The organism is Vibrio sp. K4 (genome assembly GCF_051122595.1).
GTDB classification, from domain to species: Bacteria; Pseudomonadota; Gammaproteobacteria; order Enterobacterales; family Vibrionaceae; genus Vibrio; species Vibrio owensii.
The window spans coordinates 2,168,827-2,194,251 of record NZ_CP178577.1; the positions used below are offsets into that span (position 1 = coordinate 2,168,827).

At 46.2% G+C, this 25,425-nt stretch carries 21 protein-coding genes and 1 riboswitch; of the genes, 12 read left to right on the forward strand and 9 right to left on the reverse strand.

Going from position 1 to position 25,425, the window contains the following annotated elements; translation table 11 throughout:
* Positions 1-48: 48 nt before the first annotated feature.
* The 5 genes from cmoB (at position 49) to ACLIIY_RS09735 (ending at position 4,829) form a co-directional block, all read left to right on the forward strand.
* Positions 49-1,020 carry a tRNA 5-methoxyuridine(34)/uridine 5-oxyacetic acid(34) synthase CmoB gene (gene cmoB, locus ACLIIY_RS09715; protein WP_009707086.1) on the forward strand — a complete coding sequence of 324 codons (972 nt, stop codon included), beginning with the start codon at positions 49-51 and terminating at the stop codon, positions 1,018-1,020.
* A gap of 221 nt (positions 1,021-1,241) precedes the next feature.
* Positions 1,242-1,988: an ATP-dependent zinc protease family protein gene (locus ACLIIY_RS09720; protein WP_005441684.1), complete on the forward strand. Its 747-nt coding sequence runs from the start codon at positions 1,242-1,244 to the stop codon at positions 1,986-1,988.
* A gap of 11 nt (positions 1,989-1,999) precedes the next feature.
* Positions 2,000-3,505 carry an inactive transglutaminase family protein gene (locus ACLIIY_RS09725; RefSeq protein WP_005441683.1) on the forward strand — a complete coding sequence of 502 codons (1,506 nt, stop codon included), beginning with the start codon at positions 2,000-2,002 and terminating at the stop codon, positions 3,503-3,505.
* A gap of 3 nt (positions 3,506-3,508) precedes the next feature.
* Positions 3,509-4,477, forward strand: a complete 969-nt coding sequence (locus ACLIIY_RS09730) for an alpha-L-glutamate ligase-like protein (RefSeq protein WP_005441682.1) — start codon at positions 3,509-3,511, stop codon at positions 4,475-4,477.
* 199 nt (positions 4,478-4,676) lie between these two features.
* Entirely contained in the window at positions 4,677-4,829 is a 153-nt protein-coding gene (locus ACLIIY_RS09735; RefSeq protein WP_009707089.1) for a hypothetical protein, read from the forward strand.
* Between the two features lie 88 nt (positions 4,830-4,917).
* Here ACLIIY_RS09735 and ACLIIY_RS09740 read toward each other — a convergent pair whose 3' ends face one another.
* The 3 genes from ACLIIY_RS09740 to ACLIIY_RS09750 form a co-directional block, all read right to left on the reverse strand.
* Complete coding sequence (locus ACLIIY_RS09740; protein WP_408698155.1) at positions 4,918-6,558, reverse strand: GMC family oxidoreductase; 1,641 nt, start codon at positions 6,556-6,558, stop codon at positions 4,918-4,920.
* Positions 6,545-8,110, reverse strand: coding sequence for a long-chain-fatty-acid--CoA ligase (locus tag ACLIIY_RS09745; protein WP_408697381.1), 1,566 nt, complete (start codon positions 8,108-8,110; stop codon positions 6,545-6,547). Before ACLIIY_RS09745 ends, ACLIIY_RS09740 begins: the two co-directional genes overlap by 14 nt.
* A gap of 82 nt (positions 8,111-8,192) precedes the next feature.
* On the reverse strand, positions 8,193-9,683 hold the full coding sequence (locus tag ACLIIY_RS09750) for a coniferyl aldehyde dehydrogenase (RefSeq protein WP_122067880.1): 1,491 nt from the start codon (positions 9,681-9,683) through the stop codon (positions 8,193-8,195).
* Between the two features lie 165 nt (positions 9,684-9,848).
* Between ACLIIY_RS09750 and ACLIIY_RS09755 the strand changes: the two genes are divergently transcribed.
* Positions 9,849-10,883, forward strand: coding sequence for an AraC family transcriptional regulator (locus tag ACLIIY_RS09755; RefSeq protein ID WP_434527532.1), 1,035 nt, complete (start codon positions 9,849-9,851; stop codon positions 10,881-10,883).
* Between the two features lie 63 nt (positions 10,884-10,946).
* On the opposite strand, the gene mukB is transcribed toward ACLIIY_RS09755, so the two are convergent.
* From mukB to cmoM, 4 genes are read right to left on the reverse strand one after another with little or no spacing between them, the layout of a single operon-like run.
* Complete coding sequence (mukB, locus tag ACLIIY_RS09760) at positions 10,947-15,410, reverse strand: chromosome partition protein MukB (protein ID WP_434528546.1); 4,464 nt, start codon at positions 15,408-15,410, stop codon at positions 10,947-10,949.
* A 2-nt stretch (positions 15,411-15,412) separates the two neighbouring features.
* The gene (gene mukE / locus ACLIIY_RS09765; RefSeq protein WP_005378379.1) at positions 15,413-16,138 is read right to left on the reverse strand and encodes a chromosome partition protein MukE; all 726 of its coding nucleotides are present in this window, start codon (positions 16,136-16,138) and stop codon (positions 15,413-15,415) included.
* Positions 16,119-17,456: a chromosome partition protein MukF gene (gene mukF / locus ACLIIY_RS09770; protein ID WP_009707095.1), complete on the reverse strand. Its 1,338-nt coding sequence runs from the start codon at positions 17,454-17,456 to the stop codon at positions 16,119-16,121. The genes mukE and mukF overlap by 20 nt, the downstream gene beginning before the upstream one ends.
* Before the next feature lie 2 nt (positions 17,457-17,458).
* On the reverse strand, positions 17,459-18,250 hold the full coding sequence (gene cmoM / locus ACLIIY_RS09775; RefSeq protein WP_005441671.1) for a tRNA uridine 5-oxyacetic acid(34) methyltransferase CmoM: 792 nt from the start codon (positions 18,248-18,250) through the stop codon (positions 17,459-17,461).
* Between the two features lie 114 nt (positions 18,251-18,364).
* On the opposite strand from cmoM, the gene elyC reads away from it, so the two are divergent.
* Positions 18,365-19,171 carry an envelope biogenesis factor ElyC gene (elyC, locus tag ACLIIY_RS09780; RefSeq protein WP_038896317.1) on the forward strand — a complete coding sequence of 269 codons (807 nt, stop codon included), beginning with the start codon at positions 18,365-18,367 and terminating at the stop codon, positions 19,169-19,171.
* Between the two features lie 115 nt (positions 19,172-19,286).
* Here elyC and torR read toward each other — a convergent pair whose 3' ends face one another.
* The gene (torR, locus tag ACLIIY_RS09785) at positions 19,287-20,000 is read right to left on the reverse strand and encodes a two-component system response regulator TorR (protein WP_009707096.1); all 714 of its coding nucleotides are present in this window, start codon (positions 19,998-20,000) and stop codon (positions 19,287-19,289) included.
* A 233-nt stretch (positions 20,001-20,233) separates the two neighbouring features.
* On the opposite strand from torR, the gene torD reads away from it, so the two are divergent.
* The 5 genes from torD (at position 20,234) to ACLIIY_RS09810 (ending at position 24,539) form a co-directional block, all read left to right on the forward strand.
* Positions 20,234-20,881 carry a molecular chaperone TorD gene (gene torD / locus ACLIIY_RS09790; protein WP_009707097.1) on the forward strand — a complete coding sequence of 216 codons (648 nt, stop codon included), beginning with the start codon at positions 20,234-20,236 and terminating at the stop codon, positions 20,879-20,881.
* A gap of 444 nt (positions 20,882-21,325) precedes the next feature.
* Entirely contained in the window at positions 21,326-22,330 is a 1,005-nt protein-coding gene (purR, locus tag ACLIIY_RS09795; protein ID WP_005441667.1) for an HTH-type transcriptional repressor PurR, read from the forward strand.
* A 285-nt stretch (positions 22,331-22,615) separates the two neighbouring features.
* A riboswitch (cyclic di-GMP riboswitch) is annotated at positions 22,616-22,705 on the forward strand.
* A gap of 116 nt (positions 22,706-22,821) precedes the next feature.
* Positions 22,822-23,412, forward strand: coding sequence for a TfoX/Sxy family DNA transformation protein (locus ACLIIY_RS09800; RefSeq protein WP_005441664.1), 591 nt, complete (start codon positions 22,822-22,824; stop codon positions 23,410-23,412).
* 120 nt (positions 23,413-23,532) lie between these two features.
* The gene (locus ACLIIY_RS09805) at positions 23,533-24,222 is read left to right on the forward strand and encodes a TVP38/TMEM64 family protein (RefSeq protein ID WP_005441662.1); all 690 of its coding nucleotides are present in this window, start codon (positions 23,533-23,535) and stop codon (positions 24,220-24,222) included.
* Positions 24,222-24,539, forward strand: coding sequence for a putative signal transducing protein (locus ACLIIY_RS09810; protein ID WP_020195004.1), 318 nt, complete (start codon positions 24,222-24,224; stop codon positions 24,537-24,539). Before ACLIIY_RS09805 ends, ACLIIY_RS09810 begins: the two co-directional genes overlap by 1 nt.
* Before the next feature lie 37 nt (positions 24,540-24,576).
* Here the strand turns inward: ACLIIY_RS09810 and ACLIIY_RS09815 are convergent, their stop codons facing one another.
* Positions 24,577-25,380 carry an alpha/beta fold hydrolase gene (locus tag ACLIIY_RS09815; RefSeq protein ID WP_005441659.1) on the reverse strand — a complete coding sequence of 268 codons (804 nt, stop codon included), beginning with the start codon at positions 25,378-25,380 and terminating at the stop codon, positions 24,577-24,579.
* Between the last annotated feature and the right edge of the window lie 45 nt (positions 25,381-25,425).

Consider the following 25,425-nt stretch of genomic DNA (forward strand, 5'->3'; position numbering starts at 1 on the left):
GTTTCGCATTTAGTGTCAATTTTTTAATTTATTACTCAGTGAAAAACTATGTTTAATTTTGCTAATTTTTATCAGTTAATCGCTCAAGACACTCGTCTTCAGCCGTGGCTAAACGTATTACCTCAACAGTTAACAGATTGGCAAAATGCTGAGCACGGTGACTTTGGTCGCTGGCTGAAAGCGCTGAACAAGATCCCACAAGGCGCACCAAACCAAGTGGACATCAAAAACTCGGTGACCATCAGCAACGATACGCCTTTCCATGAAGGTGAGCTGAAAAAGCTAGAAAGCCTACTGCGTACATTCCACCCATGGCGCAAAGGTCCATACACAGTGCACGGTATTCATATCGATACCGAATGGCGCAGTGACTGGAAATGGGATCGCGTTCTTCCGCACATCTCGCCACTAAAAAACCGCAGCGTGCTCGATGTTGGTTGTGGCAACGGCTACCACATGTGGCGCATGCTGGGTGAAGGTGCACGCCTAACGGTTGGTATCGACCCTTCTCACCTGTTCCTAATTCAGTTCGAAGCGATTCGTAAGTTAATGGGCGATGACCAACGTGCTCACCTTCTTCCATTGGGTATTGAACAACTACCAAAGTTAGAAGCGTTCGACACTGTATTTAGTATGGGCGTGCTTTACCACCGTCGCTCTCCACTGGATCACTTGGTGCAGCTAAAAGACCAGTTGGTATCAGGCGGTGAGCTTGTTCTGGAAACACTCGTCATCGAAGGCGATGAGAACGCGGTATTGGTTCCTACGTCTCGCTACGCACAAATGCGTAATGTGTACTTTTTCCCGTCAGCGAAAGCACTGAAAGTATGGCTAGAGTTGGTTGGCTTTAAAGATGTTCGTATCGTAGATGAAAACGTGACTTCGGTTGGAGAGCAACGCACCACAGACTGGATGACACATAACTCTCTACCAGATTACCTTGATCCTAACGACCCAAGCAAAACGGTTGAAGGCTATCCTGCGCCACGTCGCGCGATACTTGTGGCGACTAAGCCATAATTAACTGAGATTTCTGACATTGTCTTAACTCACTCCCGCCTTTAAGACATTAACCTCTCTTCGAATCTAATTAAGGATGCATTTTGCGTCCTTAATTTTTTGGCGTTTCGTCACTATTCCTCATTCTGTAAGAGACTGTCGCAGATTCTTGCTTGTGAGGGCTTGTCGATAACGCTAAACTCCTAAAAAACAAACAACTTAATCCAATCCCAAGGTTTTCAATGTTTATACGATTGACTCCGGTTGTTGCCATCGCCTTACTATCTGGTTGTACTTTAACCAAAGGCGAACAGTACCACCAAGAAACGTTAGCTGCTATTCAGGCTTCAGAAACGAATTTCAATACTCGCGTTACCAACTTAGAGCTTCAACTTAGTAACCAGTCGGATTACATCGAGAGTCTGGAAGGCCAAGTGGATAAGTTAAACGGCGAACTCAATACTTTCCGCAAAGAAGCAATGGATGAAGTGAGAAAGCCAAAAGAACCTATCATCGTTCAAGCTCCTGCTCCCGTTCAAGCAACTCCTACTCATGACATTGTCCTTGGCTCCATTGAGCGTGTGACAATCGATTCCATTAAGCAAACTTTCGACGCTCGCGTAGATACTGGCGCTGCAACTTCTTCACTGAACGCAGTCGATATTGAAGAATTCGAAAGAAATGGCAAAAACTGGGTGCGTTTCCACCTTGCTGACAATACCAAGTCAGATGAAGAGAAAGACATTTGGATTGAAGCGCCAATCATTCGCTATGTAAAAATCCGCCAAGCAACCAATGAAGAATTAGAGCGTCGCGCTGTAGTCGAACTTTGGGTGCGCGTTGGAAAAATTCATGAAAAAGCGCAATTTACGTTGGCAGATCGCTCTCAAATGAACCATCCTGTTTTACTAGGAAGAGAATTTATGCGCGACATCGCACTCGTCGATGTGAGCCGTAAATATATTCAAACGGAAGAAGAGAAAAAATAATAAGGTAGATTATGACGTCAAGAATACCGTTTTACCTGTCAATCATCCTTTTGGTGGTTGCAGGCATCGCTTTGAGTGTTTTCAGACATCAGAATTACGGCGTTCCATGGACTCCAGGTGAAACGCGTCAGGTTTGGGATGTTGAAGCTCGTATTGAATTCAATGCGAATGGCGGTGAAGTAAAAGCTTCTTTAGCCGCTCCTCACACGCAAAAAGGCTACACCTTGATTGGTGAGTCTGCGTCCTCTCCAGGTTACGGTGTTTCTTACGTAAACTCTGATTCAGGTCGTCGTGCTGAATGGTCTATCCGCCAAGCAACTGGCGCACAAACCATTTACTACAAAGCCCAATTCTTGGTTGATCCACAAGCAAAAGTGGATGAACAACCACCAACAGGCGAAATCACCAAGCCTACCCTATCGGCACCACAACAAGCGGCAGCAAATGCTCTAATTGAGCGCGCAATGAGCCGTTCGGCAGACAACGAGACGTTTGCCCGTGAGCTGATCAAAACGCTTAACGATCCAGATAGCCAAAACGCAGCGCTTATCTTGAACGACTTTGACCGTACTGATGCATTGCAAAAGATCTTGCTTACTGCAGGAGTGCAAAGCAAAACAGTTGGGGTTATCGAATTAGAAGATGGTCGCCGTCGTCAAACGATTCAACCAATGGTTCAGGTGTGGTCTGGTGATAAGTGGGTTCTCTTCTCTCCTAATTCAGAGCAAGCAGCTGCACAGCCTAACCTTCTGGTTTGGGATGAATCCAACGTCTCTCTACTTGACCTAGTGGGTGGTAAGAACAGCCAAGTCCACTTCTCGATGATTAAGCAAGAGCTGACACCACAAGAAGCAACGGACAATAAAGTTGAAGCTGACGGTCTTTTAAACCTATCGATTCATAGCCTGCCTCTTGAAGAGCAAGCCATGTTCAAGACCATCATGTTGATCCCAATTGGTGCTCTGATTGTTGTGTTCTTGCGCGTGATTATCGGTCTTAAAACGTCTGGTACCTTCATGCCAGTTCTGATTGCGGTTGCCTTTGTTCAAACCCAGCTTGTTACGGGTATTGTGGGCTTCCTATTGATTGTCGGTACAGGTCTGATAATTCGAAGTTACCTCTCGAGGCTTAACTTACTTCTGGTCGCGAGGATATCCGCGGTTATCATCACCGTAATCATGATCATCTCTGTGTTCACAGTGGTAGCATTCAAAATTGGTCTGACTGAAGGTCTAACGATTACCTTCTTCCCAATGATCATCTTGTCATGGACTATCGAACGTATGTCGATTCTATGGGAAGAGGAAGGCGCGAAAGAAGTTGCGCTTCAAGGTGGTGGTTCACTACTGACAGCGGTACTGGTTTACTTAGCAATGACTAATACCTACATCCAGCACCTAACGTTTAACTTTATCGGCCTACAGCTCATTGTACTGGCAGGTATTCTACTACTAGGTACATACACGGGTTACCGTCTAACTGAGCTACGTCGCTTTAAACCACTAGCGGAGGACTAAACGATGTTTGAACGTTTTACTTCGCCAGCAAAACTTCGCCATAAAGGCATTATGGGCATGAACAAGCGTAACCATAGTTACATTGGTCGCTACAATGATCGCTCTAAATACCCTTTGGTGGATGACAAGCTAAAAACCAAAATCATTGCTGAAGCAGCAGGCGCAACTGTGCCTGCTCTTATCGGCGTGATTGCCAGCCAAGCTGAAGTTAAAAAGATTCACAAGATGGTCGAAAAGTGGCCAGGCTTTGTGATTAAGCCAGCGCAAGGAAGTGGCGGTAAAGGTATCTTGGTTATCACTTCGCACAAAGACGGTGTCTACACTAAGCCATCGGGTGCAACTTGTAATAAAGAAGAAGTTGAGCGTCACATCAGTAACGCATTAGCGGGTCTCTTCTCTCTTGGTGGTAAGAACGATGTGGCCGTGGTTGAAAACTTGATTAAGTTTGACGACTGTTTCGACGGTTTCAGTTACGAAGGTGTGCCAGACGTACGTATCATTGTATTTAAGGGCTACCCTGTAATGGCGATGATGCGTTGTTCTACTGCGGCATCTGACGGTAAGGCTAACCTTCACCAAGGTGCAGTTGGCGTTGGTATCGACATTGCCACCGGTAAAGCGATTCGTGCGGTGCAGTTCGACCAACCCGTCACTCATCACCCAGATACAGGTAAAGACTTGTCTACGCTGCAAGTGCCTCATTGGGAGCGTTTGTTAGAGCTGGCCTCTAGTGCTTGGGAAATGACCGGCTTGGGCTACATGGGTACTGACATGGTATTGGACAAAGAAGAAGGTCCAATGGTGCTTGAACTGAATGCACGTCCTGGACTAGCGATTCAGATCGCAAACGGCGCAGGTTTGCTGCCTCGCTTGAAACACATTGAGAACCTTGGCACTCCTGCTGAATATCCAAAACCAAAAGAGCGTGTTGCGTACGCAGCAGAACAATTTGGCGTAAAATCTCAGTTCTAATCTAATCGCTAGCAGCCATTCTCGTGGTTGCTAGCTTTCTTTTCATATTTGAGCACTATCGCTCTCTTCCTAAGTAATTCATCGTTTTTATCACTGCAATCGATGATCCAGCTAACAAAATACACATCGATCGTTTCTTTTTTCTGCTGATTTTTGATTTTATATTTTCTCCCCCTTACTCAACTCAAGAGGTTGGGCGATGCTAACAAAAGAAACTAATAACAATGATACTCCGCTTGTTGAACAAGAGAACTTTGACCAGCACTTACAACGTTTGTCGGAAATCTCTGTCCAAGCACTTGATGAGCTTGCTGAAATGATCGAAAAAGGCAACGACCTTTCAGAAGAATAGGACTTACCTTTTCACATTTAAGCGCCTGCTAAAAAAGCCGAGACTGTTGCCCTACAGCTCGGCTTATTTCATTTTTGAAGGGGGGTGTTTATATCAAAGCGTTAGCTGGCTCTTCAATGCTCTCATCTAGACGATAATTTGCTTTGATGGTATCCGCCACTTTCTCTGCAATCATGATGGTTGGCGCATTGGTATTCCCGCCCACCAGCGTCGGCATGATAGAGGCATCGACAACTCTCAATGCATCCAAACCATAAACCTTAAGCTCGTTATCAACCACCGCCAGAGGGTCGCTCTTAGTCCCCATTTTACAAGTGCCGATTGGATGATATTGCGTGTCAGCGCGATTACGAATGTCCTGTTCAATCGCTTTGTCATCGGAAGCATCAACTGGATAGAAATTCTCGCCGCGAATATCCGCGAACGCGTCACTCTCTAGCATCTGGTGCTGCCTCTTCCAGCCTTTGATCATGATCTCCATGTCTTGTGGGTGGCTGAAAAATGCAGGGTCGATACGCGGTTCATCATAAGGGTTGGTACTATTGAGTTTAACGGTGCCAATGCTCTTTGGTCTTAGTAAAGTGACGTGAGAGCTAAAACCATGGCTCATGTGCATTTTGCGCGCATGGTCATCGACAACCGCAACAACGAAGACGAATTCCAAATCCGGCACTTTTACCTCGTCATCGGAGCAAAGAAATCCAATGCCCTCGGCAAAGTTACTGCTCATTTTTCCACTGCGTGCTTTCATCCATTGTGGCAAAGCTTTGGTCATCTCTGTTGCCATTTGCAGCGAAACACCGAAGGTATCGCGCTTCGCTGTGCATCGATAGGTATGCACTAGGTCAATGTGGTCTTGCAGGTTTTCGCCAACGCCCGGCAGTTCATGAACTTGCTCTATCCCGTGCGCTTGTAAGTCTTGTTTGGCTCCAACACCAGATAGCATCAGGATTTGTGGCGAGCCGAATGCTCCCGCAGAGAGAATCACCTCTTTGTTGCACTTGATCTGAAAGCTATGCCCTTTCAAGCCATATTCCACGCCAACCGCTCGTTTGCCTTCAAACAACACTTTGTGCGTAGTCGCCTTAGTGATAACGGTCAGATTCGGCCGGTGTAAATTAGGAGTCAGATAAGCTTTGGCGGCACTGCATCGCTCACCATTGATTTGCGTGACTTGCGTTTGCATGGCGCCCAGCTGATCTGCACCATTTATATCTGGATTACGAGGTACACCGATCGATTCACACGCATCTAAGAAGCGCTCTACAACGCCACTCGGTGAACGTAGGTTAGCGACATTAAGTGGCCCACCTTGCCCATGAAATTCATCATGATGGACTTCGTTATTTTCGGCTTTCTTGAAGTAAGGCAGGCAATCTTGATAGCCCCACCCTTCATTGCCAAGGCTTGCCCAAAGATCGTAGTCGTATCGGTGTCCTCTGGCATACATCATCGCATTGATAGAACTCGAGCCACCTAACGTCTTGCCCCTTGGTTGATAACCCTTGCGACCATTCAAGCCCGATTGAGGAACCGTTTCAAAACCCCAGTTGTTTATTTTGGTTGGCATCATCGCTACCACACCAACTGGCGTATGAATAAATGGGCTTGAATCCGGCCCGCCCGCTTCCAACAAGCATACGGTGACATTAGGATCCTCAGTGAGTCGAGACGCTAAAACACATCCGGCTGAACCACCGCCCACAACAATAAAATCATAACTGTCCATCATCTACCTCCGCGACATCTAAAGGGTGAAGCTCTCGCTTTAAAATCTTGCCTGTGGCGGTCATAGGCAGTGCTTTACGAATGAAAACACGGCGTGGGTATTTATAGTCAGCAAGTTGTTCACGGCACCAAGTAATTAAAGTGTCGGGGCTACAATGCGCATCTTGGTGAAGCACGACATGGGCATGAACTTCTTCACCTAGGCGGTCATCATGCTCACCAACAACAGCCACCATCTCTACATCGGGGTGGCACATCAAGACTTCTTCAATCTCACGCGGATACACGTTGTAGCCACCGCGGATAATCATGTCTTTGACACGATCGACGATAAACAAATTACCGTGCTCATCCACACGTCCAATATCACCAGTTAAGAACCAACCATCACGTAACGCATCGTGGGTTGCTTCTGGTCGTCCGTAATAGCCTTTCATTACACTTGGGCTTTTTATACAAACTTCACCTAGCTCCCCGATTGGTCGGGCGTGACCTTTTACATCGGCAATCTTAATCACGTAGCCACACAATGGTTGCCCGACACTACCAGGCAGTCGGTCACCATCAATATGATTAAACGTGGCCACTGGTGCAGTTTCTGACAATCCATAACCTTCCAGTACTGGCAGCTCAAAGCGGTGCTCAAACTGGCGAATCACTTCTACCGGCATAGAGGCACCACCAGAAACACCTAACCGAAGGCTATGTTTCACCAGTTCAGAATGCTCTGGAGATTGTTCGCCCGCTCTAAGCAGTGCGATATACATGGTTGGCACACCAGCAAATACGCTGACTTTATGTTGGATGATTTGTTCAATGACGAACTTCGGTTCAAAGCGTGGGATCAACACCATGGTAGAGCCTGTCAACACGCTGGCATTCATCATGACGGTTTGACCAAAACTGTGGAACAACGGCAAGGTTGCCATGGTCGTGTCACTGTATTCCAAGCGCATCAGATATTGAGAGGACATGGCATTGGTCAGCATATTCGTGTGAGATAGTTCAGCACCTTTCGGCTGGCCTGTGGTACCTGAGGTATAAAGAATCACCGCGGTGTCGTCGCCTTGTCTTGTCACCGATTCAAAAGACTCGAGTTCTTCGGCAAGCCAAGCGTCTATTGCATGCTCCCCTTCCTCACATTGAGCAGAGAGCGAGATAAAATATTCGCACTGCTCGGCCTGAGAAAAACCTTGTCTGCCATAGCTTCCCATTGGCAGTTCTTCGCCTCCTTCAAAACAGAAATACGCTTTAGCATCAGAATCATTGAGGTGATAAGCGATCTCTCGCCCTTTAAACAACACATTCAAAGGCACAACCACGCAACCAGCTTTTAAAATGCCGTAATACACCATGGGGAAATAAGTGATGTTTGGACAAGACAGCGCGACTTTATCTCCGGCTTCAAGTCCCAGTCGCTTCAAGTTGGCAGCGATGTTACCTGCGAATTTGTCGAGTAGTGCGTAACTGATTTCATCATCGCCCATCCTGAGCGCAGCTTTAGAGGGAAAGAGCGCAGCACTGCGCTCCAGATTGACAGCAAGGTTGTGCATCCATGATCTCCTTTGTTTCGAAAAGCAGTCAGCGAGTGTCGACTGCCGAAGATTCTTTATGTAGAGAGGTAAGAATTGAGAGTTACGAGAGCTTGTTTAAATCTGGGTCGGGTTTGCCCGCGAACACACGTAACACCAGTTTTTGCACCACGTTTCCGTATGGCGGTGCAAACAACTGAATTGGGAACCAATCGCGCATTTTAAGTACCGTGCGTGCATGGCTGAGTTCACGGAAACCTTCTTCGCCGTGGTAGTTACCAATACCGGAGTTACCTACACCGCCAAAAGGCACCGAATGATTGAGCACATGCCATCCCCAGTCGTTAATGGTGACCCCACCGCTGTGGGTTTGAGTAAGCAAGGTTTCACGTTGTTCTGAGTTGTTGCTAAACAGGTAGCAAGCCAATGGTCGAGGTCTTTGGACGATGTACTGAATCACTTCGTCGATTGAACGATAGGTATGCACTGGCAAAAGAGGCCCAAAGATCTCTTCTTGGCAGATACGCATTTCGGGTGTCAGGTTGGTAGCGATGTACAACGGTGTTTTTCGCCCTTCGCCATAATCAAGACATTGGGTAATGGTCGCCCCTTTCTCGCGTGCATCATTGAGTAAGTCATGGAAGCGTTTGTGCTGTGCCTCATCCACCAGTGCGGTGTAATCCTGATTGGCTTTGATTTCGCCATACATAGTTTGATGAGCAAGCTTTAACGCCTCGACAAAAGCCTCTTGCTTACCTTCTGGTACAAAGGCGTAATCGGGCGCGATACAGATTTGGCCAGAGTTAAAGCCCTTACCATGAGCAATACGTTCTGCGGCTTTGGTGACATCGTAATCGTCAAATACTACCACAGGTGATTTCCCCCCTAACTCAAGGGTCACAGGCGTAAGGTTCGCAGCCGCATTTGCCATGATGATCTTTCCGCTTGCCGGCGATCCGGTGAACACCAAATGATCAAAAGGTAGATGAGAGATTTCCATCGCTTCAGGATGATTGCCTTCGACAATACGCACTAAGTTCTCTGGGTAAATTTCTCCGAGCATACGGCGCAGTTGACGGGTGGTTTCTGGGCAATTTGGGGGCATCTTGATCATGCAGCGGTTGCCCGCAGCTAGCGCGGTGATCATAGGGCCAATAGAAAGATACAAAGGGAAGTTCCAAGGACAAATGATGCCTACCACCCCTTTAGGTTGATAACGCACTTCCAGCTTATTGCCTTTGAACAACCATTCAGTAGGTCTACGGCTTGGTTTCATCCAACCTTTTAGGTGTTTGACTACATGGTTAATATCGAGAATCGGAGCCAATACATCTGCCATGATAGATTCGGTATGGCTTCGCCCCCCAAAGTCTTGGCTCATGGCCTCTGCTAGTACATCTTGATATCGGGAAAGCTGCTTTTTTAAGGCTAATAAACGATGCTTTCTCACCGCGTAACTTGATAAAGGCTCAGCTTGATATGCCGATTTCAATTCATCAAACCACTTTTCGAGTTCACTTACTGTTGGGTCATTAGTCGCTATCATTCCTTGATCGCGTAGCACTTCCTTATCTTGCTTTGCCAGTACATTCATGTTTCTCTCCAACTGTGCAATTTATTCAATTACAACATTTTGATAACATGTCGCACAGGTTACAAAAAGACAATAAACGGTGATATTCGGACAGCTTTGCGACAAGCATGACGGAATAACATCCCAATACCCGCTAGGATTGATCCGAATGTAGAGGGGAAACGCATGGAATACACCGCTGTTTATGAGCCAGATACCCAAGCTTGTGGTGTTTTGGATTTGCAGTTACTCAATCGCTATCTAGAGCCTAGTGTGAGTATTGAGGCCCTACTCTCGGGCAGTGGCATCAATGCGCCTCAGCTTTATGCTCCCGATACCCACATTACCCTCGCGCAAAAACTGGCGGTATTTAGCAATGCTTTGGCTCAATCAGACGAGCCCGGACTTGGGTTAAAAGTGGGACAACAAGCAAGGTTCAGTGACTTTGGGGTGCTAGGTTATGCGGTGTTCAGTAGCAATACCCTACTCGATGCCCTCATGATGGGTTTTAAGTACCTAAGACTTGCTGGCCCTGTACTAAAGAAGAAGATGTGGGTGGAAGATAATTCTGGTTACTTTCGCGCAGAGCAACTGATAGACCTACAATCGCTCTTACCGTTTTGTTGTGAATACTGGTTTGCGGCCATTCAGAATCTTTGTGAAGAAGTCATGCAGAAGCCCTTCCCTTCAACTGTTATCCGTTTCCCTTATCCAGAACCTGAGTACAGCGAGCTGTATGAACAAGTGTTTCACTGCAAAATTGAGTTCAACAGTAATCAATTAGAATGGCAGTTCGATGCCACCAGCTTGTTTGAACCGTTGCCCGCAGCCAATACCATGACATTGCAGATGTGCTTAAAGTCATGCGATGAAATGCTAGCAAAAGTGAGTGGCAATGCTAGTTTGAAAGAAAAGATCACCCAGATGTTCGTCGAAAGACCAGGCAGCTACCCTTCAATAGAAGCCCTATCTGCTGAGCTAGGTATGTCTTCAAGAACATTGAGACGTCATCTTAAATCGGAAGAAACCAGCTATCAGCAAATCCTTGATCATGTTCGCTTCCACTTGGCTCGTCATTACCTTGCATCAACACAAATGAGCGTCGAAGAGATCTCGGAACGCATTGGTTTCTCAGACAGTGCTAACTTCCGTCATGCTTTCCGTAAATGGAGCGGCAACTCACCAAAGCAATATCGTCAAGAAGCCAATCTTACAACTTAAGCTTTGATGCAACAGATACAAAAACGCCCGCATTCATTGCGGGCGTTTTATTAGATTCGGAGTTTACGATTCAAACTCTTCAATCATCTCTTGCGCTTCAGTCTTAGGCTTATCCGTTTGACCAAAACCACGTAGACCCACTACATGTACGTGCTCGTGGTTTTTAAAAACCTTACGCACCAGTTTGTAGGTCGTACCTTTCTCTGGGCTGATGTTTTCTGGTGCCGCGATAAGCAGCTGCATATCCAAACGGTCACATAATTCGAACAATGTCGCGATCGATTTCGCATCCAGACGCGCAGCTTCATCCAAGAAGAGCAGACGACAAGGCACAATGTCTTTGCTGCGTAGACGACGAGACTCTTCTTCCCAGCTTTGCACTACCATCAGTAGGATTGACTGACCGGTACCGATCGCTTCACCTGTTGATAGTGCGCCAGACTCTGCTTGTAGCCAACCATCTGTACCACGGTTCACTTCTACACTTAGCTCTAGGTAGTTACGGTAATCCAGTAGCTCTTCACCCAGTACCTGAGGAGAACGTTGACCCATATCGATGTGTGGGTTCACGCGTTGGAACAGCTTCGCCATTGCTTCAGAGAAGGTAAAGCGAGTCGATTCAAACAGATCTTTATGCTGCTCTTGTTGTGTCGCTAGACCGTTCAGTAGCACTTCGTGACTTTCGCGGATTTTCACGTTTAGACGTACGCCCTTCACCTGACCAAACGAGATGTTCGACAAACCTTGGTTCAGCATACGAATACGGTTTTGCTCACGCTGAATCGTCTTCTTGATAATGCTCGCTACCGACTCAGAGCTGATCGCTAGGCGGTTTTCACGTTGCGTTAGCTCTTCCGTTAGACGCGCTAGCTCCACTTCCATCTCTTCGATTGCTTCAACTGGATCATCAGTACGGATGATATCCTGACGAATGCGCTCACGAAGATGTTGGTAAACCGCGATGTAGAACAGAACTTTGCGCTCTGGACGTGCGTTGTCTTCTGATAGACGCAGCGCATCACGCAGGTCGTCATTGTTCGCAACCGCTAGACGCAGCGCACCCAATGATTTATCCGACATTGAACGCAGTTCGTCCGCCGACATGTAAGCCAGTTCACGCTTGTGTAGACGACGTTCAACATCGTTCTCGCGCGCCAGACGAAGTACTGAACACCAGCCAGCTTTCGCTGCAACCACGAACGTACGTAGCTCAACGTATTCTTTCTGAACTTTCTTCAGACGTTTCGCCAAGCCTTTCATCTCTAGTTCAGTAGAGGTGATTGTACGCTCGTATTCGCTCTTACGGCTGCGAGACGTGTGTAGACGCTCATGCAATTCATCACGACGACGCATTGCACGTTCTTCAGCACCTTCGTCCGCGTTCACGCCAAACTCTTGAAGTTCTTGTTTGAACTCTTGAACCGTTTCCAGTTTCGCTTGGTGTGAGCTCTTCAATGATGCCAATACTTGGTTGTATTGGTTCATTTGGCCTTGCGACTGTTTCAGCTCTTCACGAGAGCGTGTACGCATTTGTTCAGCTTGAACCAGTTTTGCTTTTAGCTGCTCGCTCAGTTCGCTGCTCTTGTTCAGTAGGTCTACTGAATCTGAGTAAGCGAAGTAGTGGCGACGCTCAACGAGATCTGAGAGTGCAAAGATTTGCTTCTTAAGATTTTGTAGCTGTTCGTCTGCCGCTTTGTATTCTGCTTCTAGCGCGTCGAATTGCTCTGGGTCAGCATCTAGGGCAACTGCGACTTTTTCCAGTTCCGCCACTGCTTTCGCATGGTTATTTAGGAAAGCTTTTGCTTCTGAAAGCTGGGCGATTTTCTCTTCCAACTCGTCAAAGCGCGCTTGCAGCGATTCATCTTCAATCAACGCCATGTTTGGTGCTAGCTTGTCTAGAGAAGACAACGCTTGCTTGCTGGTTTGAAGCTGAGAACGTTGCTGCTGCTCTTTCGCATCCAGATCAGCCAGTACACGAGCGATTTGGTTACGCTTGTCGCGAATGGTTGTCAGCGCTTGCTCTGGGTCAGCTTCGAATGCTACTTGAATGTGGCTTGCCACAAACTGGTTGAACGCTTGGTACAGACGCTGCATTTTTTGCGAATCGAATGCCGCTTTCGCGTGCTTCTCAACCACTTCTTCACGTTCGTTACGTAGTAGCTCTAAACGCTGCTCACGTGCCGCACGACCAAACAGTGGGATTTCAGGCAAGCGAGAGTAACGCATTTGGCGATCGTTCATACGAACGCATACCGCGCCTTCTAACTCTTCTGCATCGAATGAACTGTCATCAAAGGCATCGATGTCACCTTCAATGATGTACAAGTCTTCTGGACAGTCGTCTAGCTCTACTAGTTTCTCTTCGATACCAGACAGGTCAGAAACAACGATAGCGTGACGAGCCGGGCCGTACATCGCACTGAAGTAAGGCGCGTCATCAATCGTGATGTCATCGTAGATCTCAGACAGCAATACGCCACCTAGAGTATCAGCCAAACCTTTCAGACGAGGGTCGTTTGAACCACCAGGAGAAGCAAGACGCTCAATCTCAGAGTCAAGTTGGCTGCGACGCTCTGCTAGTTTGTCTTTCGCCAAAGAAAGGGTCTTCTCTTGCTCAAGCACCACTTGCATTTGGCTCATGACTGACTGGCTATCTTCTAGCTCAGCGCCACTTTGCTCACGCAGTTTTTCTAGCGCATCGTTCGCCGCAATCCACGTTGGAGCAATGGCTTCTAGCTTGTTGATTTCCGCTGCTGCACCTTGCTCTAGACGACGCTGTTCGCTGCGTTGCTCACGCACGTCTTCCTGCGTCATTTCAAGCGAGTCAATTTGCATCGCGTGACGCTCACGTTCTTGTTCAAACGTGATTTCGTCAGTCAGTTCAACATGGAACTGCTTTTGGTATTCGTTGACTAGCTCACGCGCTTGACGTTGCTGGTTAAGGCTACGCTCAAGGTCACGGTGCTGTGCACGCCATTGCTGTTCGTTTTGCGCAACCTGCTGAGATTCACGCGCTTTCGCTATTGCGGTTTTCGCATGTTCAGACGCGTCTTTACGCTCAACTTGACCAACGATGCTTTGTACCAGTTTAAGCGCCGTTTCGAACTGCTCTGCTGCTGCAGAAGACATGTCCAGTTTATGCTTAACCGATAGCAACGCGTTGGTGCTTTCTGATTCTTTGCTCTTAAGCTCAGAGACAAGCGCTTGTGCCGATTCTGCCGTTAGGCTGTCATCGCCAAGTAGCTGTTTCGCTTTTTCCAGCGCTTGAACCGCTTGTTGGTATTGAAGTGCGCGAGTTTGCTGAACGTCGAGTGCTTGTTGGTAGTCAGCCAGTTGCGTCTTGAGGCTGTCCACCTCTTCTTCCGCAACGGTCGCTTGCTCTTCAACCATCATCACGCGTTCTTGCGCTTCTTCCACGACCATCATCTGTTCTTCAAGACGCTCACTTAGCTCTTCAAGATCTTCTTGGTAGCGTTCGATCTTCTCTTGCTGACGCAGCGCGTTTTGCACCAACTGCAAGTGATCCGAAGCCGCTTGGTAATCTTGCTCTAGCGCAGATTCCGACTCGATCAGCAGTTCCAGCTCTTCTTGAACACGGTTAAGCAGGTTGTTTTGCTCAACGAGAGTTTCGCGAGAACCGAACAGCTCTGAACGCAATGACAGCGTTTTATCCAGCTTGTTACGACGATCGTTCGCGTGACGCATGTAGTCCGCCGCCACGTAGTTAGTCGACTCTGTGATCAAGTGTTTGAACAAGTCACGGTCTGCTTGCGTGGTTTTGATCGCTTCTAGCGTCATGCGGTTTTCACGCAGCGCCGATTCCATATCTTGGAACGCTTTTTTCACGCCGCCGTTTTGTGGCAGAAGGTAATCACGTAGCGAGCGTGTAATCGCACTTGAGATACCACCGTAAAGCGATGCTTCGATCAAGCGGTAGAATTTAGAGCGGTCACCGGAGTTACGCAGTTTCTTCGGAATCACACCGAATTCAAACATTTGCGCGTGGTAATCCACGATAGAAGAGAAGGCTTTGAATTGAACACCTTCAAACTCTGCGATCGATTCTTTTACTTCGTTGATTTGACGTACACGAGCTTGAGTCGCTGATACGCTTTCAATCAAGATATCCGTTGGTTTCACATGGCTTGGAAGACCTTGGATAACAAACGGTTTGATGTCTACTTTCTTGTCACGACCCGCAACTTGCTGCAGTTTTACGGCGAACAATAGGCGTTGGTTACGTGAGTTCACCACGTCTAGCGCCGCATAACACGCGCCCGGCTGTAGCTTACCGTACAGACCTTTGTCGCGAGACGATTGGCTGCTGCCCGCTTCTGTCGTGTTACGGAAGTGCAGTAGCGTTTGGTCAGGAATCAATGCGGTAATGAACGCCGCCATTGTGGTTGATTTACCTGCACCGTTACCACCTGATAGCGTGGTGACCAGACCATCGATGTCAAACGTACGGGCAAAGAAGCCGTTCCAGTTGACCATGGTCAGCGATTGGTATTTACCGCGTTCAATCATGCTCATGCTTCACCCTCTTCTGTTGTTTCTTCTTGGGCTTGGTCGTCTTGATCTTCTTCAGACAATAGGCTGCCTTGGCTTGGCTCTTTGGTGTGCACTACCGCTTCACCATCACGGATCAGACGCAGTTGCGCTTCACGCATATCATCGCCAATACGTACATCGGCACCAAAGCGGAATACTGCTTCACTGATGCTGAATTTACCGGTTTCACCGATGTTGATGATCATGCCTAGGCGACGCAGACGACGAAGTGACGTACGTACTTTTTCAAACAGCTTTTCTTTATCAAGGTCAGAACCGGTAGCACGGTTCGTCACTAGCTTCATCAGCTTGTTTTCATCTGCTAGAGCAAGCAGTTCGTCGTACAGCTCTTGGTTAGTGAAGATGCCTTCATGCGCAAGACGCTCTGGGCTTAGGTAAAGGAAACACAGTACCTTACCCACCAGCATGTCCAGTTCAGAAAGGACACTACGACCAATCAGAGATGTTGAACGTGGACGAAGGTAGAAGAAACCTTCTGGCGCTTTCACCAATTCGGTGTTGTAGCGTTGGTAGAAAGAAGAAAGCTCAAGTTCGAAATCCGACAGCAACGCGTGGTTGTCTAGATCTTCACTTGAGATATGACGCCCTGCTCGAAGCATACTGTCTAGCGCTGGGAACAGAGGGTTAGAAATTGCTTTTGCCAGATTTTCTGACATGTATTCATTAGTATCGGTCGATGACATTCGCTTGTACCTTTGCCCCAAATTCGTTGATTGCTTTCCAGTCTGGCTGAACAGCTTGGTAGTCGGATTCTGAGTAACCCAGACGTACCGCCTGATCAACGACAATGCGAGCTAAATCAAAGTGATGAGTGTATGGGTGTTGTGCAAGGTAATCTCGCAGTACCACGCTCAAGTCGATTGGTGTGCCTTGATCTTTATGCGCTTTCAGCATGTCACCAATTCGCTCAGCCAACTCATCATTGACTTGTTGAAACTCTTCGTATTCTACTTCCATCGGAACTTGACCCGTTACCTCGTCATCACGCAGTACTAGGGCTTCATCACGAAGGTCAGAAAGCCTTTCCGCATCTGCATAAGTCAGATACCAAGGCGCATCGAAGTAATCTTTGACGGATTGACGCAGACGCGAGCTAAACGCACGGTTCTTATCCATATCAATGGCAGTACGGATAAACTTGTGTACGTGTCGGTCGTAACCAATCCAAAGGTCGATCGCTTGCTGGCCCCAGCTTGTGATTCGGTCCAGCTTCATTTGCAGACCAAATAAGGCTTCTTCGATGAACTCAAGCTCAGGATCACCGTAAACAATTTCTTGAATATCTAGGATCTGAGTTTGCAGTTCATCACTGGCAGCTTGCAGCGTATCTTGAAGTTCACGCAACGTGCTCGACGTTTCTGACAGTAGCGCTTCACAGTTGTTGATCGCTTCACGCCAGTCTTTGTTAAGCAGATCAGCAATCTGTTGTTTTACAGACTGTTGCTGCTCATCCATCACACGTTGGTTAAGGTCGATTTGATCGAAGATCTCGCCTACAGAATATTTCAAAATCCCGTAAACGTTTTTCTTCCAGTGACCCGGAGTGCCACCCTTTTGTGCCGCTTCAATCGCTTTTGCCATTTCATCCGCTACCATCGATAGCTGGATAGAAAGACGCAGTTTTGAGAACTCGCGATGACGCACGTAGTAGTCGGTAATTCCTATCGCTAATGGCGACAAGCGGTAAATGCTCGCTCCGTCAGTAATCTCACTGACAAAGCGGCTCATAAGACGCTGCTTAACCATCTCGTTGATGGCATTGTTCGCACGGAAAGCCGAAGCTTCGCCGGTCTCATCAAAAAGTCGAGTGACGATGGCAAATGCGTCGTGCAATTCACCTTCACCCAATTCTTCATCGAACCTTTCATTACTTAGTACAGCGATGGCAATCAAAAATGCCAATCGCTCAGTGGTCAGGTTCAACGAGAAATCGTGCTGCTTAACCCAGCCAACCAACTCATCGATTGGTTGCTCTGCAGCATTGAGAGTCATCTCACTCATCGTTATTCCTGTTTATCGTTCTTCTTAGCCCACACGTGTATGTAGCGGCCTAATGAGAGGTATGGCTCTTGTCGACAAAGTTGTTTTTCTAGCGCCAACACATCTTCAAACTCGTAATCGCCCATGTATTGCATATTGCCTATGTAATCACTGAAGGAACGAATACCAGATTTGCCACAAATACTAAAACCTGAATCTTCTATCCATTGATAGACCTCTTCGGGTTTTAGGCCTTTCTGTGGCTGTAGTTTAAATCTTTTCCGGTGAGGCATGCCGTCTAAAATATGAGGAATGTTGCCACAAACCACATTTTTATAGACTAAGCCGTGGTGGTTATAGAACATAACCGAAGCAATGCCCCCCGGCTTGACCTGTTCCAAAACGGTCTCGAGTGCGGTTTTCGGGTCGACCAACCACTCCATGACGGCATGAAACATGACAAGGTCCACCTGCGTTTCCATATGGTCACCAATGGATTGGACAGGTGAATGAATCAGGCGATACTGCTCAAGCAAACCGTTTTTTTCAATATCCTGCTTTGCTAGTTGCAGCATTTCCGAAGATAGATCACATAAAGCGACATGATGTCCGAGCTTAGCAAGCTTTTGCGACAATTGTGCTAACCCACCACCCGCATCAAGGACTTGCAGGGCTTGATGGTCGGCGTCTAATTCACTTAGAATCTGTAGAAAATCTTCCCACACAATGATTTGGCGGATCTCCCCTTTATCGGAGCCGTAAATATTTTTTGCAAATTTGTGGGCGATATCGTCGAAATTGCGGTCTTCTGTCACTTCTGCTGAGTTATCATAACGGATTGTGCCGCTATTCTGTCACAAGGAAAGCAGGAATAAAGAGGGTTATCCTCATTTTTATTATCAATTGATGTTTTTTCGGACTATTTATGTATGTTTGAGCTGAAAAAAGTTATGTCAGCCTTGTTGATGCCTCTTCCGGCATTGCTAATCATAGGCTTGTTAGGTCTTGCTCTCATTAGTTTTACCACCAAACGTAAAACTGGCTGCTTTGTTGTTCTATTCTCTTTTGTCGGCATTTTTCTCGTTGCCTTCCAACCTGTTTCAACTAAGCTACTGATGCCGCTAGAGCGCGAGTACAAAGCGTTTTTACCCGTTTCTGGTACCGTCGACTATGTCATGGTTCTTGGTAATGGCCATGTGGTGGACGATGAGATCCCACCGACCTCTCAATTAAGTCGCACAGCACTGATGCGACTCACCGAGGGCATTCGTATTTTGCGCATGTACCCAGGTGCGAAGTTAATCCTGTCTGGTTATGCAGGTGGTTCTGAAATTAGCCATGCTCGTATGATGGCAAACGTCGCGCTTTCTCTTGGCGTTGCTAAATCCGATATTATTTTATTGGAAGACGCTAAAGATACGTGGGAAGAAGCTCGCCAAGCAGCCGCGTTTGTTAAGCAAAAAGATATCGTGCTCGTGACTTCGGCGAGCCACATGAAACGTGCTTTGTATGAGTTCAACGCAGCGGGTATTAAACCCATCCCCGCACCAACGAACTTTATGGCGATTGATGACATCGAACAGCCATGGCAAAAGTACGCACCGAAAGCTCGTTACTTAGAGCAAACGGAATTGTACTGGCATGAGTACCTTGGCGGGTTATGGCAGAAACTGCGTGACAACGTAGGACAAACGCCAATGGTTGAAATAGAAGAGCCTGAAGTCGCACAACCTTAATTGCTGCCGAGCAAGAACGTTGTCGCTGATAAAGCTTATCGTTAGATTGCCTTAACTGAAATCACAGACACAAAAAAGGAGAGCCAATGCTCTCCTTTTTCTTTATTGCGATGATTTAGTCACCTGCAAACATGTAGCCTTCACCGTGAACGGTCACAAAGATTTGTGGGTTCTTTGGATCAAACTCCATCTTAGCGCGCATGCGTCGAATCAGTACATCGATAGTACGATCGTTTGGCGCATCCACTCGGTGGCTGATCATATTCAAAATACGCTCGCGGCTTAATACCTGATTTGGGTACGAAGACAGTGCCACCAATAGCTCATATTCCGCTTTGGTTAGTTTCACTGGCTCACCGTTACGGCTCAAAGCACGACGTTGAATATCAAACGTCCACTCACCGAAGCGCACAATGTGTTCTTCATTAGTGTCGTTCGCTGTCTTTTGCGAACCGCTACGTGCCGCCGAAATGCGCCACAGCAAGTTCTTAACGCGAACCAATAATTCCCTTAGTTCAAAAGGCTTTGTCACATAATCGTCTGCGCCCATTTCTAGGCCAACGATTTTGTCAATGCTATCCGTGCGTCCTGTCACTAATATGATGCCGATATCTGATTGGCTGCGTAATTCACGCGTAAGCATAAGGCCATCTTCGCCAGGCAAGTTAATATCCAACATGATCAAGTCTACATCGCCACTTTGAAGCACTTCGCGCATTTCTGCTCCGCTCTCTGCTTCACTAACTTTGTAGCCTTCATTTTGGAAATAGCCCGCAAGCTTACTACGAGTTACTACATCATCTTCTACGACTAATACGTGATAGCTCATTTACACCACTTTCTGTCTTTTTTATTTTCCAAGACGTATTCTATTCATAACTAGTAACATTTCTAGTCATAGATACATTAAAAAGCAAGATTTTGCGTTTTTATTGATTCAAAGCAAGCTTATTTACAGCCATTCATAAACGCGCATATTTTCCCATAATGGATAACAATTATAGTTACTGCTATTCATCTTAATTGTTTACACTTAGGGGATAACCATTTAGGAGCAAAAAAATGCAAGAAGTGAAAGCTTTTAACGAGAAACGCGCAGAAATCTATTGGTGGTTTTCTAGCCTGTTCGCAAAAGAACTGACAGAGAAAGAACTAGAAAGCTACCACAGTGTTGAAATTCGAAGCTTTTTGGCTGGCCTTGGTGAAAATGAGTCATTAAAACCAGCTGTGGATACCCTTGTTGATGCACTTAACCGCCTACAGGATCGTGAAGACGCGCAACTTGAGTTGGCTGCAGACTTTTGTGAGCTTTTCCTTAAGACAGAAAAGCACGGTGCGCTGCCTTACGCCTCTATGTACATCGGTCAATCTGGTCTGCTAAACGACAAACCAGCAGAAGAGATGGAAAAACTGATGGCAGAGTTTGGCGTGCAAGTTGATGAAAACCTGAAAGAGCCAGCTGACCACCTAGCGGTAGAGTTGGATTTCTTGGGTAATATGATTATTCGCTCTAACGAACTAGAGCAAGAAAAGCACATGGAAGAAGCGTTCGAAAAGCAGAACGATTTCATCCAACAGCATCTTTTGACTTGGCTACCTCAGTTTGCCGCTAAATGTAAGCAGTTCGACGAATTTGGCTTCTATGTTAGCGTTGCGCAACTATTAATTGCATTTTGTAAACTGGACAGCACCTACCTTCTTGGTGAATAATTACCGCCTATTTTAGGGAGCCTGCTATTTAGGCTCCCTATTTTATTCGTTTAGTTTTAATCTGGCTTAAAGAAACCCAACCAATTTAGCCGTGAAAATGTGACCTCAAGGGCACAAAACAACCGCTGAAAATATTGCCAGCCTGCCCACATCAGTCTAAAATGTGAGCGCAAACGATTAAATATGATTTATATGTAAACCGCTGAAATATAGCGGTTTTTGTGTTTTCTTAACATGATTGCTGACTAATTCCTCACTTATAAAAGAAGGGAATATGAGTCTCAGCAACAAATGTTGCTACAAATCTTTTTATACCGATTCGGAACAACCACTGCCAAATATCTCAGCAATGCCCTTTCTTGCAGTTGCTCGGTTTGTGCAAGACCCTAAGCGTATGGTTGTCTTCACTCACGGTATTCAGTAGCTCGATACAGGACATCATTTATGGCCACTATTAAAGACGTTGCTCGCTTAGCCGGCGTTTCTACCACAACGGTTTCGCACGTAATTAACAAAACTCGCTTTGTTGCAGAAGCAACCCAAGAAAAAGTAATGAAAGCGGTTGATGAACTAAATTACGCGCCAAGCGCCGTTGCTCGTAGCTTGAAGTGCAACTCTACTCGTACTATCGGTATGTTAGTTACTCAATCAACCAACCTATTCTTCTCTGAAGTCATCGATGGTGTTGAGAGTTACTGTTACCGTCAAGGTTACACTCTAATTCTTTGTAACACGGGCGGTATCTACGAGAAGCAACGTGACTACATCCGCATGCTAGCTGAGAAACGCGTAGATGGCATCCTAGTAATGTGTTCTGACTTGACGGAAGAGCTAAAAGAGATGCTAGACCGCCATTCTGACATTCCAAAAGTTGTGATGGACTGGGGCCCTGAGAGCTCACAGGCAGATAAGATCATCGATAACTCGGAAGAAGGCGGCTACATCGCGACGAAATACCTGATCGATAACGGTCACACTGACATCGCATGTTTGAGCGGTCATTTTGAAAAAGCGGCGTGCCAAGAGCGTATCGCTGGTTACCGCCGAGCGATGGCGGAAGCAAACCTAACAGTTAACGAAGATTGGGTTCTTGAAGGTAACTTTGAGTGTGATACTGCTGTACTGGCGGCAGATAACATCACTGCAATGGAAAAACGCCCAACTGCTGTCTTCTGCTTTAACGACACAATGGCGCTAGGCTTAATGAGCCGCTTGCAGCAAAACGGTATCAAAGTACCGGATGATGTATCCGTGATCGGTTACGACAACATTGAGCTTGCAGAATACTTTTCTCCACCGCTAACGACTATCCACCAACCAAAACGTCGTGTGGGTAAAAACGCATTTGAGATCCTTTTGGAGCGCATCAAAGACAAGGAACACGAAAAACGAGTGTTCGAGATGCAACCAGAGATCGTTGTTCGCAACACGGTTAAGAAACTAAACTAACCTCATCTGCGAACTCATTTTATAAAGCGCTCTTATGGGCGCTTTTTTAATATCTAAAAATAACTTTCCCCTAATATTTCACCTCAAGAATACAACCTTAAACTTCGATAAGTTGCTGTTTTAATTAAGGTGTAGTCCATTTCCTACATCAAGCTTTTGTATGACAAGTAGATGCTCAACAATATGAAACAAAACACATCAATTTAACGCTATTAACTGAACCAAGATCACACTTTTATATTTGAAACGTGATGTTAATTCAATATACGAAGTATTCTCAAAGAGTCACGCACAGGGCAAACCATTCGAAAGGGTGGGACGCAAAGCCTCCGGCCTGAACCATCTTATTAGATGGAAGGTAGCGGGGTTACCGATGGCAAATATGCATTAAGTGAGTTTACCCTTTAATGACATTGTGTCTGCATGCATTTGCTAATCTCTCGGACCTGATTTTTGGTGGCGTAATATTAATTACACCGAGATAACACATCATGGATAAACCGATACTCAAAGACTCAATGAAGCTGTTTGAGGCACTTGGTAATATCAAGTCGCGCTCAATGTTTGGCGGCTTTGGGCTCTTCGCCGATGAAACGATGTTTGCACTAGTTGTGAACAATCAACTTCATATACGAGCTGACCAACAAACTTCATCTGACTTCGAGACTCAAGGACTAAAACCGTACGTCTACAAGAAACGTGGTTTCCCAGTTGTTACGAAATACTATGCTATTTCTGATGATCTATGGGATTCGACCGATCGCTTGATTGAAGTTGCAAAGCAATCTTTAGAGACTGCTAAGCAAGAGAAAAAACAGCAAGCGAGCACCAAACCTAACCGATTGAAAGACCTTCCTAATCTACGCCTTGCAACTGAACGTATGTTGAAGAAAGCAGGCATTGACTCTGTCGAGCAACTAGAAGAAGAAGGTGCCCTAAACGCTTATAAAGCAATCCAAGATACGCATGCCTCTACGGTAAGCCTTGAATTGTTGTGGGCGCTTGAAGGCGCTATCAACGGTACACATTGGAGCGTCGTACCTCAGTCTCGCCGGGAAGAGTTGATGAGCGCTCTCTCGTAGAGCAATCATTTCAGCATGACATTGAGTAAAAACCGCAGTTTTCACACTGCGGTTTTTTTTTGAAATTTTTTCTTACTCCATTCTGTCTTATTATTTAAGAAGCCAAACGGAGCCATTGATATGAATAAGAAACTGATTTTAGGACTGATCCTACTCGCGACCATCATCTTTTTAGGTGTCAACTTTGGTCAATATTTAACGCTAGAAAACGCAAAAGCACAGCAACAAGCGTTAAACAGTTTCATTGACCAAAACTTCGTGTTTGCCGCCGCTACCTATTTCTTCGCTTATATTGCTATCACCGCCTTTTCTATTCCTGGAGCTGCGGTTGTAACGCTTTTGGGTGCTGCCTTGTTTGGTTTTTGGACGAGTTTACTTTTAGTGTCTTTTGCCAGCACAATCGGTGCAACCATTGCGTTTTTAAGCAGCCGTTACCTGTTGCGTGAATGGGTACAAAGCAAGTTCGGTAATAAGTTAAATGCCATTAACCAAGGTGTAGAAAAAGACGGTGCTTTTTACCTTTTCTCTCTACGTTTAATTCCGGTATTTCCATTTTTCTTGATCAACTTGTTGATGGGGCTAACACCAATGTCAGTCGCACGATTCTACCTAACTAGTCAAATCGGTATGTTGCCAGGCACTGCCGTCTACCTAAATGCAGGTACACAGCTCGCTACTATCGACAGTCTTTCGGGAATTGTGTCGCCAACCGTATTAGCATCGTTTGCTCTGCTCGGCTTGTTCCCAATCATCGCAAAATGGGTTATGAATAAAGTTCGCCCAGCCCAAGTCCAAAACGGAAACGCTTAATGAAGATATACATCGCTAAAAATCCAGCAGAAGCTCATATCGTCTGTGAGCTTCTCAAAACCGAACAGATAGCTTGTGAAGTCAGAGGTGAGGGAATGTTCGGCTTAAAGGGTGAGTTGCCGTTTAGCGATGATACAGACCCATATGTTTGGCTTTTACATCCGGAGCAGAAACTAAAAGCATCTGCCATTGTTGAAGATTATCGTCAACAAGCGGAATTGACTTATCAAGACTGGCAGTGCCCACAGTGTTCAGAACAGAACGAAGGCCAGTTTGGTGCGTGTTGGCAATGTGGATATCAAATAGGGGAGCCATAACGGCTCCCCTACTCTTTTGCTCTCTTCAATAAATGCGTTAAGCCGCTAGACTCTGCTGCTTAATGAACTCGATGGAATGTTGGTTAAAGTCATCGGGCCTTTCTACATTACACACATGGCCACAATCTGGTATTTCTCTCAGTACGCTCAACTTATGCACCGCGACCATTTCTTTCACTGGCTTGATGAACATGTAGTCTCGGTCACCCATCAAATACAATGTCGGAATCGGTAGTTCACGATCTTTGAAATATCTCATCAATGGGTTCACATCTGCTGCCAAAGTAAACCAACGCTTAAACTCTTTTTGGCATAGCTTCTTGGCTTCGCGAATAAACAAGTGCCTTGATTCACGCTGGTTCTTCTGCGGCATCACGATATAAGCAAACAACTTGTACAACCACATGTAAGGAAGGATGTGTTTACCAAGGTTCCCCAATTTCACCAGTATCTGTGAGCGAGTATTTAAACGAGTGACTGCGCCACCCAGCACCATTGAGCGAACACGGTCCGAAGCCAGTTCAGCCAAGTTACGCACAATAATAGTACCCAAGGACATACCGACAAAGTGTGCTGATTGGATCTTAAGGTGATCCAACACTTTTAAAATATCCTGAGTAACAGCGGTAAAGGTATAGCGACTAGTAATCAGCTCTTTCAACAATTGATTGGACTTTCCGTGACCTCGAAGATCGATGAGCAACAAATTGAAATGCTGCTTATACGCTTTGATTTGCTTAAACCAGATCGAAGAACTGCCACCAGCACCATGTACGAAAACAACCCACTCATTACTGGTAGGGTGTAAATAGGTTTTGTGGAAAAGAAGTGGCTGAGTCATGTATCAGTACGAAAAACACTTTTTGTGAAAGGGAATGGATAAATG

Coding starts and splice junctions, on each gene's coding strand:
- mukB (WP_434528546.1), bottom strand. CDS start 15,410: ATGATTGAACGCGGTAAATACCAATCGCTGACCATGGTCAACTGGAAC.
- ACLIIY_RS09750 (WP_122067880.1), bottom strand. CDS start 9,683: ATGAATGTACTGGCAAAGCAAGATAAGGAAGTGCTACGCGATCAAGGA.
- ACLIIY_RS09730 (WP_005441682.1), top strand. CDS start 3,509: ATGTTTGAACGTTTTACTTCGCCAGCAAAACTTCGCCATAAAGGCATT.
- mukF (WP_009707095.1), bottom strand. CDS start 17,456: ATGAGTGAGATGACTCTCAATGCTGCAGAGCAACCAATCGATGAGTTG.
- mukE (WP_005378379.1), bottom strand. CDS start 16,138: ATGTCATCGACCGATACTAATGAATACATGTCAGAAAATCTGGCAAAA.
- ACLIIY_RS09725 (WP_005441683.1), top strand. CDS start 2,000: ATGACGTCAAGAATACCGTTTTACCTGTCAATCATCCTTTTGGTGGTT.
- ACLIIY_RS09745 (WP_408697381.1), bottom strand. CDS start 8,110: ATGCACAACCTTGCTGTCAATCTGGAGCGCAGTGCTGCGCTCTTTCCC.
- purR (WP_005441667.1), top strand. CDS start 21,326: ATGGCCACTATTAAAGACGTTGCTCGCTTAGCCGGCGTTTCTACCACA.
- ACLIIY_RS09720 (WP_005441684.1), top strand. CDS start 1,242: ATGTTTATACGATTGACTCCGGTTGTTGCCATCGCCTTACTATCTGGT.
- elyC (WP_038896317.1), top strand. CDS start 18,365: ATGTTTGAGCTGAAAAAAGTTATGTCAGCCTTGTTGATGCCTCTTCCG.
- ACLIIY_RS09800 (WP_005441664.1), top strand. CDS start 22,822: ATGGATAAACCGATACTCAAAGACTCAATGAAGCTGTTTGAGGCACTT.
- ACLIIY_RS09755 (WP_434527532.1), top strand. CDS start 9,849: ATGGAATACACCGCTGTTTATGAGCCAGATACCCAAGCTTGTGGTGTT.
- ACLIIY_RS09740 (WP_408698155.1), bottom strand. CDS start 6,558: ATGGACAGTTATGATTTTATTGTTGTGGGCGGTGGTTCAGCCGGATGT.
- torD (WP_009707097.1), top strand. CDS start 20,234: ATGCAAGAAGTGAAAGCTTTTAACGAGAAACGCGCAGAAATCTATTGG.
- ACLIIY_RS09735 (WP_009707089.1), top strand. CDS start 4,677: ATGCTAACAAAAGAAACTAATAACAATGATACTCCGCTTGTTGAACAA.
- ACLIIY_RS09805 (WP_005441662.1), top strand. CDS start 23,533: ATGAATAAGAAACTGATTTTAGGACTGATCCTACTCGCGACCATCATC.
- torR (WP_009707096.1), bottom strand. CDS start 20,000: ATGAGCTATCACGTATTAGTCGTAGAAGATGATGTAGTAACTCGTAGT.
- ACLIIY_RS09815 (WP_005441659.1), bottom strand. CDS start 25,380: ATGACTCAGCCACTTCTTTTCCACAAAACCTATTTACACCCTACCAGT.
- ACLIIY_RS09810 (WP_020195004.1), top strand. CDS start 24,222: ATGAAGATATACATCGCTAAAAATCCAGCAGAAGCTCATATCGTCTGT.
- cmoB (WP_009707086.1), top strand. CDS start 49: ATGTTTAATTTTGCTAATTTTTATCAGTTAATCGCTCAAGACACTCGT.